Genomic DNA, 14,252 nt, shown 5'->3' with positions numbered 1-14,252 from the left:
GGAGGAAGTCAAGCATTCCTTCCTTCGGCGGCGGCATCGTCGGTGGTCGGCGGGGGGTGCTGGAGGGTGTTGCAGGCGCGGGAGAGCAGGTCGGCGGCCCGGGGGTAGTCGACGAGCTGCTCGGCCAGCAGCTCCAGACCCGGCAGGAGGCTCCGGGCGGGCACGCCGCGCGCGGAGAGGATGCCCGCCGTCCAGCCGATGAAGCCGGTGAACAGGTCCGGGTCGTCCACGTAGAGGGCGGTGCCGAGGAAGTCGACGATGTGGGCGATGTCCTCGGCGGTGTGGCGGAGCTGCTGGTCGGTGTAGTCCGCCATCGCCGGGAAGCGTTTCGGCAGCTCGGTCATCACGTGCCGCACGAGCCCGCGCGCGGTCCGGCTGATCTGCGTGTACTCCTGGTCGGCCAGGTGCGGCAGGTCGTCGATGACCTGGTGGACGGGCGGCGGCTTGCGCAGCGGCCCCTCCGCCAGCCGGTCGGCCGCGGAGCGGGCGTCGGCGGCCCAGCCGTCGGCGCCGAGCAGTGCGGCGTACCGGCCGTCCGGCCCGTACGCGGCGCCGCCCACCAGGACGGGGGTGCCGGTCGCCTGGCACGCGGTGATGGCGGCGTGCGCGGACGGCAGCCGCGTGGCGATCGAGGACGACAGCGCCACCACGGCCGGGTTCGTCCGGTGCACGTGGGCGATCAGATGCGCGGTCGGCACCTGGGCGCCGAGGTAGTCGACCCGCCAGCCGCGCAGCCGCAGCACCTCGGCCAGGATCCGCGCGGGCAGCGCGTGCCACTCGCCGTCGATGCACGCGACCGCCACCCGGCCGCGCGACCCCTCGCCGCGGCGCGCCGGCGACTCGCGGACGGCCGGATGGTGCGCCAGCGCCGCGATCGTCCGCTCGTTGATCGCCGTCGCGGTGTGCTCCTGGGCGACGGTGAGTCGGTTCGCCGCCCACTCCCTGCCCACCCGGGCCTGGAGCGGCGCGATGATCTCCAGGAGGATGGTCTCGGCGTCCGTTCCCCGGTCGAGCGCGGTCGTGACGGCGTCGGCGGCGGCGTACTCGTCGCCGGCGATGACGGCGTCCCAGAGTCCGTCCGCCCACCCGTCGGATCCGGGGGGAGCCGCGGGAGTCCGTGCGGTCGCGGTCACGCGGTGAACCTCCCCGGGCCCTGCCCTCCTACGGCGCTCAGGTGGAAGCGCCGGGGAGCGGTGATGGCGACCACGGCCATGTCGTCGTGCTTGCCGCCGCCCACCCATTCCGCGGCGAGCATGTGCACCCGTTCCACGAGGGCCTCCGGGGGCATGCCGCCGCAGCGGGCGAGCTCGGCGCGCAGTCGCTCGTCGCCGAACATCTCGTCGCCCAGCGGGCCGCCGAAGGCCTCGGTGATGCCGTCGGTGTAGAGCAGGCACGTGTCGCCCGGCTCCAGCAGCACGGTGGCGGACCTGGAGGAGATCTTGTCCAGCACGCCGATCAGCGACCCGCCGGTGTCGGGGGTCTCGACCTGGCCGCCGGCCCGCACGATCAGCGGGCGGGTGTGGCCCGCGCTCGTGAGGCGCAGCCGCACGTGACTGCCCTCCCGCCGGATCGAGGCCAGCACGAGGGTCACGAAGCGGGTGGACTCGCTGCTCAGCAGCGTCCCGTTCAGCAGCTCCAGCACGCGCCTGTGGTCGTCGGCCAGCGGGAGCAGCGCCTGCAGCGTGTTGCGGATCTTGCCGGTGAGCACGGCGGCCTCCAGGCCCTTGCCGCACACGTCGCCCAGCACGACCATCGACTCCTGCTCCGCGTCGGAGCTCTCGGCCGCCGGGTGCAGGTCGTAGAAGTCCCCTCCGACGCGCTCTCCGGCGCCGGACGGCCGGTAGCGGGCCGCCAGCTCCACCTCGTCGAGGTGCTGGGTGCGCGGCGGCAGCAGCTCGCGCATCAGCGTCTCGGTGATGGACGCCTGCTCGGCGTACACGCGGGCGGCCGACATCGCCGCGCCGGCGCGGGCCGCGAACAGGCGCGCGATCAACTCCTCGCCCTCGGAGAAGGCGCGCTGCCCGCCGCGCCGGAGCAGCACCAGCGCCCCCGCGGGCACACCGTGCCCCGGAAGCGCGGTCACCACCATCGCGCCGAGACCGCCGAGGTCGGCGCGGAGGATCCAGGGAGGCGCGCCCATCGGGTCGAGCCAGCGGGACGGCATCGGCGGGAAGCCCTGCATCGCCTCCGCGAGGCCCGGGACCTCCGAGGGGTCCACCACGAGCTCCTGATGGTCCACCTGGCCGTCGGGGCCGCAGTAGGAGACGGGGTAGGCGCGTCCGGAAGCGGGCGCGATCACCAGCGCGGCGTCGGCGAGGTGCCGCGCCGCCAGCTGGACCGTCACCTCCATGCAGCGTTCCAGGTTCAGCGACGCCAGCAACTGGCCGGACGCCTCCGCCAGGAAGGCGGTGCGTTCGCGCTCGTCGGCGAGTTCCCGTTCCAGGCGCCGGTGCTCGGTGACGTCGAACAGCCACCAGACCGTCCCGGCCGGGGGGCCCGGCGGAGTGCCGGGATCGTCGTGGACCTCGTCGGGCACGCCGTGGGCCTCGTAGGCGCGGTCGCCGATCGGACCGTGCGCGACCGGCCGAGGGGCGCCGGGGTGCGACAGTTCGGCCGCGGTCATCTCGGGGAGGGGATCGATGGCCAGTGCGTGGTGGGCCTCGGCCAGCCAGGCCGGTGCCGCGTCGTCCAGGACGGCGCCCGGGATCATGCCGAGCAGCAGGCGCGCCGCGTCGTTGAGCCGCGTGACGGTACCGCTCGGATTCACCGCGAGCGCGGGGTACGGGCCGGGCCCCAGCGCGGGGTCGAGAACGCGCCGAGTGCCGTCGATGCCTTGAGTCAGTTCCATCACGTCGCAGCCTGCGGCGGGACCACTTCCTTCCTCAGCTGAGCCGCCAAACGAGGATCTTGTCCTCGCCACCACCCTAACCGCAACAAGACAGTTGCCGGAAGGCAAAGATTCGTTCCATCTTGTCCGCGGACCCTGTCCGGCGGGAGGACGACCAGCTCAGCGGCATGATCGGAGGCCCGTGACCGGCGCCTCATGAATGCTCTCCGCGTTACGGGGTAGCCTCGGCCCAACGGGAGGTTGAGTCTGGTGATGGACGCGGTGCACGACGGAAATGATACGTCGCTTCGGCTGTGGCACGACTCTCAAGACCGACTCCGAATGCGCGTCGAGAACCGCGACACCTGCATTCTCTTCAGCGTGGAAGGTGAAATCGATTACCTGACGGCCGATGCCTTCCGGGAACATGTCCTTTCTCACTCGGAGGGTGTGGGGCGGATCGTCCTGGACCTCCAGGACGTGAGGTTCTGCGATTCCTCCGGCCTGGGGGCGCTGGTGGGCGTGTGGAAGACCGTCACGGCCCGGCAGGGCCGGCTGGTCCTCAGCCGCCCGAGCCCGGTGTGCCAGCGGATCCTGCAACGCACGGGCCTCGACGCGCACATGCTGATCAGCCCGACGCTGCGGCACGCGCTGGCCAGGATCGTCGACGGTCAGGGCGGCGCGCGGCCCTCGCCGCTGGTGCCCAACGCGCGCCAGGACGCCTCCTGAAAGGAGCCGGCCGGCGAGCGCGCCGCATATCTCGACCGAGATATATCCCTGTCGGTCCGGGCACCGAAACCCGTCTGTAAAGGCGCTGCCCGCGCCTGGCATGGCAGAGCCCCCGGGCAATGCCCGGGGGCTCTGCGGCCGGGGGATCACTTGGGCGGCATCAGGACGCTGTCGATGATGTAGACGGTCGCGTTGGCGGTCTGGACGTTGCCGCAGACGACCTTGGCGTCGTCGCCGACGGTGTAGGAGTCGCCCGAGCCGCTGCTCTTGAGCATGGCGCCGTTCAGCGTCTTGAAGTCGCCCGCCCCCAGCCCGCCCGGCGCGACCTGCTGGCCGACCACGTGGTAGGTGAGGATGCCCGTCAGCGTCTTCTTGTCCGACAGGACCTTGTCGAGCGTCTCCTTCGGAATCTTCTTGAACGCGTCGTTGGTGGGCGCGAACACGGTGATGTTCTTCGACGAGTTGAGCGTGTCCACCAGGCCGGCCTTCTTCACGGCGCCGACCAGCGTGGACAGCACCGGGTTGTTGGACGCGGCGGTCGCGACGGGGTCGGCGGCCATGCCCTGGAAGCTGCCCTTGCCGGACGCCGGGACGGCCGAGCACGCGGGCCCGAACGGCCCGCCGGCGGACGGCGCGCCGCTCGGCGAGGCGGCCGGCGCGGACGATCCGGCCGGAGCGGCGGCGGCGTCGCCCTTGTCGTCGCCGGAGCAGGCCGCCGCGCCGGTGGCGAGGGCGGTCGCCGCGAGGACGCCGGCGACGATGCGGTTGCGGTACATGGGGAACTCCTCTTGTCGGTGACTTCTCGTCGGTGACTTTCACTGGCTCGGATGCGGACGGGCTCAGGTCACGGTGACCACCACCGAATGCCATCCGGTGGCGCCGTCCGGGGACGGCGGGGCGCGGTGCCCGGGCTGCGTGCGGCCGGTCCCGTCGGTGGCGCGGCAGCGGAGCGTGTGGGAGCCGGGAGCGGCGTCCCAGTCGGCGACCCACTGCCGCCATGTGTCCAGGCCGGGGACGGGCGCGAGCCGCGCCTCCCGCCAGGGACCGTCGTCGACCTGCCATTCGACGGCGTCGACGCCGCGGTGCTGCGCCCACGCGGTGCCCGCGACGGCGACGCGTCCCGCCTTCACGGCGGCGAGCGGCCTCGGCACGTCGATCCGGGAGAACGTCTTGACCGGCGCGTTCTCGGCGTAGCCGCGCTCCGTCCAGTACGCGCGGTCGGTCGCGAAGCGCGTGACCTTGAGGTCGACCACCCACTTGGTGGCCGAGACGTAGCCGTAGAGTCCCGGGACGACCATGCGCGCGGGGAAGCCGTGGGCGATCGGCAGCGGCTCGCCGTTCATGCCGACGGCGAGCATCGCGTCCCGGCCGTCGAGGATCGTCTCGATCGGGGTGGACAGCGTCATGCCGTCGGCCGAGCGGGACAGGATCTGGTCGGCGCCGGAGTGGATCCCCGCCCTGCGCAGCAGCGGCGCGAGCGGGGCGCCCAGCCAGCGCGCGTTGCCCGCGAGGTCGCCGCCGACCTGGTTGGAGACGCACGCCAGGGTGATGTCGCGTTCGATCAGCGCCTCACGCAGCAGGTCGTCGAACGACATCTCGACGGGGCGGCCGACCATGCCGTGGATGCGCAGCGTCCAGTCGCGCGGGTCGACCTGGGGCAGGGTGAGCGCGGTGTCGACGCGGTAGAAGTCCCGGACGGCCGTGTGGAACGGCGTCATCCCCGCCGCCCGCACCTGCGCGCCCGGGGGCACCGGACGCGCCGCGCTCGCCGGACGCGGCAGCCGCAGGCCGGCCCGGACGGAGGTGACGTCGCCGCGGCGCAGCAGTGCCCGCCCACAAGCACCGCCGGCCGCGGCGACGCCGATCACTCCGGCCCCGGTCAGCAGCACGCGCCGCCGATCCACCTCCGTTCCGGGGCCGGTGTCCTCGGGGCGGGCGGCGCGGACCAGCGCGGTCAGCGCGGCCATGCCCGCCAGCGCGCCGACGGCGGACGGCGCCGCGTCGGCGGGCCCGGCGACCGGCCGGGTCAGCGCCGCGACGGCCCCGACGGCCCCGAACGCGCCGAGCCCGATCAGGCCCCACGCGAGCCGGCGCCGGCTCAGCGCCCCGATGGCCAGGGCCGCCGCGACGACTCCGATGCCGAGCCCGACCAGCAGGACCGTCTTGTCGTCGTCGCCGAAACGGCGGATCGCGAAGTCCTTGAGCCACCCCGGGGTGAGGTCGACGAAGCCCGCGCCGACCGCGAGCAGCGGCGAGGACGACACCCGTCCGAGCGCGCCGGCCGTCAGCTCCGCGACGCCCATCGCGGCCGCGGCGGCCGCCAGGCCGCTCAGCCCGGCGGTGGCCCACCGCAGGGGCCCGGTCGCTCGTTCGTCTGTCACGACCGGTGTTCGGGGCCGGACGGCAGGTGGATGGGTCGCGATTTTTTCGGGATCCGGACCCATCCGGCAGGCCGTCCGCATCGAATCATCAGTGTGGAGATGAGCGAAGCGGGCATCGGACCGCGCCCGGCAGGGGCGGTCGGCGTGGAGCCGCCGGACCTGGCCGAGCTGCTCGGCCGCGTCGCCCGCGGCGACCGGGAAGCGTTCGGTGACGTGTACGAACGCCTGTCCGGGCCCGTCTACGGGCTGGCGCTGCGGGTCGTCCGCGATCCCGCGCAGGCGGAGGAGATCGCCCAGGACGTGCTGGTCGAGCTGTGGCGCAAGGCCTCGCACTACCGTCCGGAACGCGGCAGCGCGACGTCGTGGGCGCTGACCGTGGCGCACCGCCGCGCCGTCGACCGGGTCCGCTCCAGCCAGGCCGACCGGGACCGCGAGGAGCGCGCCGGTGCGCCGGCGCGCGAGTACGACGAGGTCGCCGAGGAGGTCGGGGTCCGGCTGGAGCACCAGCAGGTGCGCCGCTGCATGCGGGGCCTGACGGGGACCCAGCGTGAGTCGATCACGCTCGCCTACTACGGCGGCTACACCTACCGCGAGGTCTCCGAACTGCTCGGCGTCGGCCTCGCCGCCGTCAAGACCCGGATGCGCGACGGACTCATCCGGTTGCGTGACTGCCTGGGAGTGCAGCCATGACCCACGACCTCGACACGCACCGCCTCGCCGGCGCCTACGCGCTGGACGCCCTCACCGACACCGAGCGGCGCCGGTTCGAGCGCCACCTGCGGGGCTGCGCGGCCTGCGCCGACGAGGCCGCCGGATTCCGCGAGACCGCGGCCCGGCTGGCGCTGGCGGCCGCGCGCCGCCCGCCGGACGAGCTGCGCGGACGGGTCATGGCGGAGATCGCCCGGACCCGGCAGTCGCCGCCGCTCGCCCGGCGCCTGCCGTCCCCCCGGGCGCGCGGGCCGGTCTGGCTGGCCGCCGCGGCCTGCCTGGTGCTGGTGTTGGCGCTGGCGGGCGCCGGCGCGGCATGGCGGGTCCAGCGGTCCGCGGAACGCGAGCAGTCCCTGAACCGGCAGGTCGCCGCGGTGATGAGCGCGCCGGACGCGCGTACATCCACCGTCCGGACGCCGGACGCCGCCACCGTCACGGTCGTCTCGTCGCGCTCGCTCGGCAAGGCCGTCGTCACCACGAACCGGATGCCGCCCCTGCCGTCGGCCAGGACGTACCAGATGTGGTGGCTCGGCCCGGCCGCTCCGCGCTCGGCCGGGACGATGAACCCGGCGGAGTCGGACCGCCCTGTGATCGCCACCGGACTCGGCGGCGCCCGGCGCATCGGCGTGACGGTCGAGCCCGCCGGCGGCTCGGCCCGGCCGAGCGGCGCCCCGATCCTGACCCTCGCCGTCGGCTGAGGGCCCGGGACCGGCCCGCCGCCGGACGAGACGACCTCCGGCGGCGGGCCTTCCACCCTCGGCCGGCGCCGCGCCGGCCTGCCGACTCGGCCGTGCGACCCCGCCGGCCGTGACGTCACGCGCCCGCGTCGCTCACCTCCACGGGCCCGGGCGAGGCCAGGGCGATGTGGGGACGGCCCGTGATGGGGTGCGGGCCGATGTGGGCGCGCACTCCGAAGACGTCCTGAATGAACTCGGGTGTCAGCACCTGGAGGGGCGGACCGTGCCCGGCGACCGCGCCGTCGCGCAGGACGACGACCTGGTCGGCGTAGGCGGCGGCATGGTCCAGGTCGTGGAGGGCCGCCAGCAGGGTGAGCCCGAGTGAGCGGATCAGGTCGAGCAGGGCGAACTGCGCGCCGGCGTCGAGATGGTTGGTGGGCTCGTCCAGGATCAGCAGCGGGGCCTCCTGCGCGAGGGCCCTGGCCAGCAGCACGCGCTGCCGTTCTCCTCCGGAGAGGGTCGACACGAGCCGGTCGGCGGCCCGGTCCATGCCGACCCGCCTCAGCGCGTCCGTGATCGCCGCGCGGTCGGCGCGGGTCTCGCGGTCGAGGGGCCCCTGGTGGGCGGTCCGGCCGACGGCGACGGCCTCCGCGACGGAGAAGTCGCCCCCGGCCCCGCCGTGCTGCGGCAGGACGGCACGGCGCCGCGCGGCCCGCCGGGGCGACATCCGCCACAGGTCCTCGCCGCCGAGACGGACGACGCCCCCGGACGGGCGCAGCGACCGGTACACCGTCCTGAGCAGGGTGGACTTGCCGCTGCCGTTCGGGCCGACCAGCGCCACGAACTCGCCCGGCCCCGCGCTCAGGCACACGCCGGTGACGATGGGACGGGCGTCGATCCGGACGCTCACCCCTTCCAGATCAAGGCGCATGGGTGCCTCCGGTGGCGCGGCGGCGCAGCAGGAACAGGAAGAAGGGGACCCCGAGCCCCGTGGTGAAGACCCCGACCGGCAGCTCGTTGGGACGGTCGGCGATCCGGGCGGCCAGATCCACCAGCACCATGAACACCGCACCGCCCAGCAGCGCCACGGGCAGGACGCGGCGGTGGTCGGAACCGACCGCGAACCGGGCCATGTGCGGGACCATCAGGCCGACGAACCCGATGCCGCCCACGACGCTCACCACCGTGGCGGCGAGCAGCGAGCCGATCAGCAGCAGCGTGACGCGCAGCGCCGCGACCGGGACGCCCATCCCCGTCGCGGCGTCCTCCCCGGCCAGGAGCGCGTTGAGCGGCCGGGCCCGGAGCATCAGGCAGGCCAGGCAGGCCGCGATCAGCGCGGCGGGGAGGCCGAGGTCGGTCCAGGTGGCGCCGGCCACGCTGCCCATCAGCCAGAACATCATCCCCTGCAGTTCGGTCGGGTTGAGCTGGAGCTGGACGAACGTCGTCGCGGCGGTGCACAGGTACCCGACGGCGACGCCGGTCAGGACCAGCCACGAGTCGAGCAGCCGTCCCGCCCGCTGCGCCAGCGCGTACACCAGCAGCGCCGACAGCAGGGCGGCGGCGAAGGCGGCGCCGGTCACGCCCAGCGCGCCGGTCGCGCCGCCGAGGGCGGTGCCGCCGAGCGCGGGCACGAGCACGGCCCCGAGGGAGGCCGCGGAGGAGACGCCGAGGACGTAGGGGTCGGCGAGCGGGTTGCGGACCAGGGCCTGGAGCGCCGCGCCCGCGACGGACAGGCCGGCGCCCGACAGCGCCGCCAGCAGCACGCGGGGCGTGCGGATGTCCCAGACGACCTGGCCGAGCAGCGGGTCGGCGCTGTCGCCGCGCCCGGACAGGTGGGCCCACAGAACGCTCCACACCGTCCCGAACGGAAGGTTCACCGAGCCCACCGAGATGCCGAGCACCATGGACGCGACCAGGGCGGCGCCGAGCGCGGCCAGCAGGACGCCGGTGCCGGCGCCGGAGACGAGATGCGGCCCGCGCGCCCGGGCCGGAGCCTCGCGGGTGAGGATGTCAGGCATCGCCGATCACCTTGGCGATCTTCTCGACGCCCAGGGCGTTGAGGGGGCCGAGGTAGACGCTGTCGGAGACGACCGTGTACGTCCGGGTCTTGGAGGCGTTCCACTGCGGGTAGGCGGCGAACAGCTTCGCGGCCTCGGCGTCGCCCTTCTCCTCCGGGGTGAACAGCCCGACCACCAGGACGTCCACCCGCGCGGTGGCGAGTTGCTCCTTGTTGAGGGTGCGGGTGGCGTCCTCACCGCGCCCGGAGAACGCGTTGACCCCTCCGGCCGCCCGGATGACGTCGTCGTAGACGCCTCCGGTCATCACGGCGGGCAGGCCGTTGGCGTTCATCATGGACATGCCCGGGTAGGCGATGACGACCCTCTTGGCGGGCCGGCCGGCCGTCCGCGCGCGCACGGCCTCGACACGGGCCCGCAGCCCGGAGATCACCGTCAGGGCGCGCTGCTGGACGTCGAAGATCCGGCCGAGCAGCGCCAGGAACTCCAGCGAGGAGTTGATCGACTGCGCCCGGTACGCCCGCTTCTCCGCCTCGGTGGCGTCCGGCTTGCCGTTGGCGCAGTTGACCGGGTTGACCAGCGACGGGATCCCCGCGGCGGCCAGCTGCTCCCGGGTGGCGAATCCGCGCTTGGCGTCGAAGCCTCCCGACCAGGTGGAGACCACGAGGTCGGGCTTGAGCCTCAGCACCTGCTCGGCGGGGACGTCGAAGTTCCTGTTCATCGTCAGCCCGCCGGTCGGCAGCGCCCGGATCCGGCCGATCATGGACGGGTCGTCGGACACGCCGTAGGTCTGGGCGTTGGCGAGGACGCTCTTCTCCAGGCCGAGCATCAGGAAGCTCTCCACCTCGCCGACCGAGGTGCCGTTGAGGATCAGCACCCGCCGCGGCGGCCGCGCGAAGGCGACCCTGGTCCCGCAGTTGTCGAACGACAGGGGATAGGACGTCCTGCGCGCCGGTCCGGTCGCGGACGCAGCGTCCGGGCCGGGGCCGGCGGGGGAGCCGCCGCAGGCGGCGGCCGGCGCCGCCACCAGCGCGGCGGACATCGCCGCCGCGAGGGCACGCGAAAGGAGGGGACGGTTCATGGGCGTGCTCTCTTTCCAGCGGGAGCCGTCGGCGGCTCCTCGGGAGGGATGCGGAGGACATCCGGGCGGCGTCGTGCCGGGCCCGGCGACATGCGTCGCCCTGAGAGCGGTGGGAGATCAGTGGTTCACGCGGTGGCGCCCAGGGCGGTGGTCGTCCCGGGAGGCCCGCGACGGGCCACGGCGTACCGGAGGGCGTCCCGGGCCGGAGCCCGCTCATCGGAGCGGCCGCGCGGCACGGGGCGCGGAAGGCCGGGGGATCGTCCGGCCGCGACCGCGAGCAGGAACACCAGCGGTCGCAGGACCCAGCCGGCCAGGACCCGGACGAGCGCGCACAGCCGCGCCTCGCCCCACTCCAGCCAGGCGGACGTGACCAGCACGCTCACCGCGTGCATGAGCAGCATCGCCAGACCGGGACCGCCGCCGTGGGCCATCGGCTCCGCGCCGCCGTCCATGGCGGCGGCGTCCGGCCGGGCCGCCACCAGCGGATGCCCGGCGGCGCGCATGAGCAGGACGTGCAGGACGACCTGCGAAGCGGCGGTGGCGGGCACGATCGACGCGAAGGTCCGCTCCCGGCCGGTCAGCGCCAGCGCGGGGCCGAGCACGAGCAGGAACCCGGCCAGCGTCGCCGCCCGGTCGAAGCCGCCGCCGCCGGCCAGGTGCCCGAGCGCGGCCAGCCCGGCGCACGCGGCGGCGAAGCCCGCCGCGCGCACCCAGCGCACCATCGACCATGGACCCATCTGGTGGGGATACTCCCACACGGGAACGGACGGATCGGGCGACCTCGGCCGGGTGTCGTCCTCCTCACGCCGCTAGGCGCGGGAGCCGCGGCGGCGCAGCGCGCCGTAGGCGCGCAGGATCGCGGGCACGAGCGCGTACACGACGGTGGGCACGACCACGCCGGTCACCACGAGAGTCCGGAGCGGCAGCGAGAGCGATCCGAGCAGGGGGCCCAGCAGCATCTGCGTGGCCATGATCATGAGGTACACGGCCAGCCAGGTGAACAGGGCGCGCAGGTGGATCGAGGGGGCCGCGACGGCGGGGGCGGGGGTGCGGACGGATGGCATGGCGTCTCCTGGTGGTCCGGTAAATCCAACTTGCGAGTTGGAGTTAACCACGCCCGGCCGCAGATTCCAACTCGCTAGTTGGAATCTGCGGTAGGCTCCGGGCATGGCATGGGACACCGCGAGGACCAAGCGGCTCATCCTGGACGCCGCGGTCGGCGAGTTCGCCGCCCACGGGCCCGAGGCGGCCCGCATGGACCGGATCGCCGCGACGGCCGGGGTGAACAAGGAACGGATCTACTCCTACTTCGGCAACAAGCGGCAGATGTTCGCGATCGTGCTGACCACGGAACTGGAGCGCCTGGCCGAGGCCGTGCCGCTGGACGCGAAGGCGGCCTCCGACCTGGGTGAGTACGCCGGGCAGGTCTTCGACTACCACCGCGCGCACCCGCACTTCGTCCGGCTGCTCCACTGGGAGGGCCTGCACACCACCGAGGGCGAGCCGGTGGCGGCCGAGGCCGAGCGGACCGCCCACTACGCCGGGAAGATCGCCGCGCTGGCGCGGGCGCAGGAGGCGGGACGCCTGGACGCCCGGCTGGCGGCCCGGGAGCTGCTGTACTCCGTCATCGTCCTGGCCGGCTGGTGGTTCGCCACCCCGCAGCTCCGGCGGATGCTGATGCCCGACCTCGACGACGACCCGGACGGCCAGCGCGCCGCACTCGTCCGCATCGTCCGCCGTCTCGGCGACCCCGCGGGCTGACCGCGATGGAGGTCACCGCGGTCGCCGAGATGAGGGCGGGCGAGGGGGCTCCCGGTCACGCGTCGGGGGTGACCAGGCCCGTCCGGTAGGCGATGACGACCAGCTGGGCGCGGTCGCGCGCTCCGAGCTTCGTCATCGTGCGGCTCACGTGGGTGCGCGCGGTCGCCGGGCTGATGAACAGCTCGGCGCCGATCTCCTGGTTGCTCAGCCCCCGTCCGATCAGGGCCAGCACCTCCCGCTCGCGCTCGGTGAGCGGGGCGAGCCGGTCCAGGGCGTCCGCGGACGCCGTGTGCCACGCGGTGAACTTGCTGATGAGACGCCTGGTGATGCGCGGCGCGAGCAGGGCCTCGCCGGCGGCGACCACCCGGATGGCGTGCAGGAGCTCCGCCGGTCCGGCGTCCTTGAGCAGGAAGCCGCTGGCACCGGCCTGCAGCGCCTCGAAGACGTAGGCCTCGGTGTCGTAGGTGGTGAGGATGAGGATCCGGACGTCCTCCAGCCCGCGCGTCGCGGTGATCCGCGCCGTGGCCTGGATGCCGTCCAGCCTCGGCATGCGGATGTCCATGAGGACGACGTCGGGGCGGGTGGCCTGGGCCAGCTCGACCGCCCGGGCGCCGTCGGTCGCCTCCGCGACCACGGCGATGTCGTCCTCGACGTCGATGAGCAGCCTGAACCCCGACCGCACCAGCCCCTCGTCGTCGGCGAGCAGGACCCTGATCGGCTCCGTGGCCGGCGCGCTCACGGCGCCGCCTCCCGCAGCGGCCCGGTCGGGGCGAGGGGGAGCCGGGCCGTCACCTCGAACCCGCCGCCCGGAGTGGGGCCGGCGTCGAGCTCGCCGCCGAGCAGCCGGCAGCGCTCGCGCATGCCCAGGATCCCGTGGCCGGGGCCGTCCGGGGCGGCCGCGCCGCCCGCGGCGCCGTTCCCGGTGCGGCGGCCCTCGTCGGTCACGCGGATCTCCAGGGCGTCGGTCCCGGAGGTCAGCGCGACCGTCACGCGGGTGGGGCCGACATGGCGGATCACATTGGTGACCGACTCCTGGAGGATCCGGTAGGCGGCGCCGCCGACCGCGCTCGGCAGCGGCGTCGCGGGAGGGGACGCCTCCAGCGTGACGTCGAGTCCCGCCTCGCGCGCCTTCGCGGTGAGCTCGCCGATCTGCTCCAGGCCGGGCTGCGGTGCGCGCCCGTCGCCGTCGTCGCGCAGGACGCCGAGGACGGCGCGCATCTCCCGCAGCGCCCGCGAGCTGGTCTGCTCGATGGTCCGCAGCGCTTCGCGCGCCTGCTCCGGACGCTTGTCGAGCACGTGCGCGGTGACCCCGGACTGCACGTTGATGATGGCCACCGCATGGGCGACGGTGTCGTGGACCTCGCGGGCGATCCGGAGGCGCTCCGCGTCCACGCGCGCCCGGGCCTCCTCCTCGCGGGTCCGTTCGGCCAGTTCCGCGCGCTTCTCGGCCTCGGCCGCGATGACCCGGCGGGACCGGACGGACTCGCCGAGGGCCGCGCTCATGACCGACGCGCCGATGCGGAAGAACACCCAGCCGATGGCGGCGCGCGGTTCGATGTCGTGCGCCGTGTACAGCCATACGGCGGCCAGCACGCCGATCCCCGAACCGGCGATCACCAGTGACCGGCGTCCGTCGCCGTAGGCCGCGAGGGTGTAGAGGGAGACGAAGAGCGCGAGCCAGCCGGGCCCGTCCGGGAAGTCGAGCCCGTAGTACACGAGGCTGGCGAGCGCGGTGACCGCGAAGACCGGCGCCGGCCACCGCCGGCGCAGGGCCACGGCCAGCCCGCTCACGACCAGCAGCGCGTAACCGAGGTTCCCCAGGTCGGCGAGCGGCCGCGTCGCCCCTTCGGCGGCGATGCGGCCGAGCGTTCCCTGAACCTGCATCACGGTGACGAGGAGCGCGAGCAGCGTGTCGTGCGTCACCGCGCGCAGGGAGAACGTCCCGGTACGGCGTTCCATGCCGGAATCCTACTGTCGTGGTGCGCGAACGCTCCTGCGCTCAGGCGCGCGACCTGCTCCTCCGCCAGGTGGAGCGGCCCGCGGAGCGGCGTACGCCCGACTGCGTAGACGCCG

Annotated in this window: 15 protein-coding genes; 4 read left to right on the top strand and 11 right to left on the bottom strand. The window is 74.3% G+C overall.

The features are described 5' to 3' along the window. Window positions 1-8: 8 nt before the first annotated feature. Window positions 9-1,133, bottom strand: a complete 1,125-nt coding sequence (locus tag AB0C87_RS38320; RefSeq protein ID WP_360581648.1) for a cobalamin-dependent protein — start codon at window positions 1,131-1,133, stop codon at window positions 9-11. Further along, complete coding sequence (locus tag AB0C87_RS38315) at window positions 1,130-2,848, bottom strand: PP2C family protein-serine/threonine phosphatase (protein WP_345182937.1); 1,719 nt, start codon at window positions 2,846-2,848, stop codon at window positions 1,130-1,132. The genes AB0C87_RS38320 and AB0C87_RS38315 overlap by 4 nt, the downstream gene beginning before the upstream one ends. Before the next feature lie 321 nt (window positions 2,849-3,169). Between AB0C87_RS38315 and AB0C87_RS38310 the strand changes: the two genes are divergently transcribed. Beyond that, window positions 3,170-3,556 carry an anti-sigma factor antagonist gene (locus tag AB0C87_RS38310; RefSeq protein WP_353831103.1) on the top strand — a complete coding sequence of 129 codons (387 nt, stop codon included), beginning with the start codon at window positions 3,170-3,172 and terminating at the stop codon, window positions 3,554-3,556. A 146-nt stretch (window positions 3,557-3,702) separates the two neighbouring features. Here AB0C87_RS38310 and AB0C87_RS38305 read toward each other — a convergent pair whose 3' ends face one another. After that, a complete protein-coding gene (locus AB0C87_RS38305) occupies window positions 3,703-4,332 on the bottom strand; it encodes a fasciclin domain-containing protein (RefSeq protein ID WP_360581647.1) in 630 nt (209 codons plus the stop codon). 63 nt (window positions 4,333-4,395) lie between these two features. Continuing rightward, a complete protein-coding gene (locus AB0C87_RS38300) occupies window positions 4,396-5,937 on the bottom strand; it encodes a molybdopterin-dependent oxidoreductase (RefSeq protein ID WP_360581646.1) in 1,542 nt (513 codons plus the stop codon). Window positions 5,938-6,036: 99 nt separating this feature from the next. On the opposite strand from AB0C87_RS38300, the gene sigK reads away from it, so the two are divergent. Together sigK and AB0C87_RS38290 are read left to right on the top strand one after the other, a co-directional pair. Further along, window positions 6,037-6,627: an ECF RNA polymerase sigma factor SigK gene (gene sigK / locus AB0C87_RS38295; protein ID WP_345182942.1), complete on the top strand. Its 591-nt coding sequence runs from the start codon at window positions 6,037-6,039 to the stop codon at window positions 6,625-6,627. Then, window positions 6,624-7,343, top strand: coding sequence for an anti-sigma factor (locus tag AB0C87_RS38290; protein ID WP_360361573.1), 720 nt, complete (start codon window positions 6,624-6,626; stop codon window positions 7,341-7,343). Before sigK ends, AB0C87_RS38290 begins: the two co-directional genes overlap by 4 nt. A gap of 115 nt (window positions 7,344-7,458) precedes the next feature. Here AB0C87_RS38290 and AB0C87_RS38285 read toward each other — a convergent pair whose 3' ends face one another. From AB0C87_RS38285 to AB0C87_RS38265, 5 genes are all read right to left on the bottom strand, one after another. Continuing rightward, window positions 7,459-8,253, bottom strand: coding sequence for an ABC transporter ATP-binding protein (locus tag AB0C87_RS38285; protein ID WP_345182945.1), 795 nt, complete (start codon window positions 8,251-8,253; stop codon window positions 7,459-7,461). Then, a complete protein-coding gene (locus tag AB0C87_RS38280) occupies window positions 8,243-9,340 on the bottom strand; it encodes an iron ABC transporter permease (RefSeq protein ID WP_345182946.1) in 1,098 nt (365 codons plus the stop codon). The genes AB0C87_RS38285 and AB0C87_RS38280 overlap by 11 nt, the downstream gene beginning before the upstream one ends. Beyond that, a complete protein-coding gene (locus AB0C87_RS38275; RefSeq protein ID WP_345182947.1) occupies window positions 9,333-10,418 on the bottom strand; it encodes an ABC transporter substrate-binding protein in 1,086 nt (361 codons plus the stop codon). Before AB0C87_RS38275 ends, AB0C87_RS38280 begins: the two co-directional genes overlap by 8 nt. Window positions 10,419-10,543: 125 nt before the next feature. Then, a complete protein-coding gene (locus AB0C87_RS38270; RefSeq protein ID WP_345182949.1) occupies window positions 10,544-11,155 on the bottom strand; it encodes a hypothetical protein in 612 nt (203 codons plus the stop codon). 72 nt (window positions 11,156-11,227) lie between these two features. Then, on the bottom strand, window positions 11,228-11,482 hold the full coding sequence (locus AB0C87_RS38265) for a hypothetical protein (RefSeq protein ID WP_345182950.1): 255 nt from the start codon (window positions 11,480-11,482) through the stop codon (window positions 11,228-11,230). 103 nt (window positions 11,483-11,585) lie between these two features. Between AB0C87_RS38265 and AB0C87_RS38260 the strand changes: the two genes are divergently transcribed. Next, the gene (locus tag AB0C87_RS38260; protein WP_360581645.1) at window positions 11,586-12,179 is read left to right on the top strand and encodes a TetR family transcriptional regulator; all 594 of its coding nucleotides are present in this window, start codon (window positions 11,586-11,588) and stop codon (window positions 12,177-12,179) included. A gap of 55 nt (window positions 12,180-12,234) precedes the next feature. Here AB0C87_RS38260 and AB0C87_RS38255 read toward each other — a convergent pair whose 3' ends face one another. Both AB0C87_RS38255 and AB0C87_RS38250 read right to left on the bottom strand, forming a co-directional pair. Further along, on the bottom strand, window positions 12,235-12,918 hold the full coding sequence (locus tag AB0C87_RS38255) for a response regulator transcription factor (RefSeq protein WP_345182952.1): 684 nt from the start codon (window positions 12,916-12,918) through the stop codon (window positions 12,235-12,237). Beyond that, window positions 12,915-14,138 (bottom strand): sensor histidine kinase, encoded by a 1,224-nt coding sequence (locus AB0C87_RS38250; RefSeq protein WP_360581644.1) that lies wholly within the window; start codon window positions 14,136-14,138, stop codon window positions 12,915-12,917. The genes AB0C87_RS38255 and AB0C87_RS38250 overlap by 4 nt, the downstream gene beginning before the upstream one ends. Between the last annotated feature and the right edge of the window lie 114 nt (window positions 14,139-14,252).

It is taken from the genome of Actinomadura sp. NPDC048021 (assembly GCF_040653135.1).
GTDB lineage: Bacteria > Actinomycetota > Actinomycetes > Streptosporangiales > Streptosporangiaceae > Spirillospora > Spirillospora verrucosospora.
This window is presented reverse-complemented; position numbering and strand designations above follow the sequence as displayed.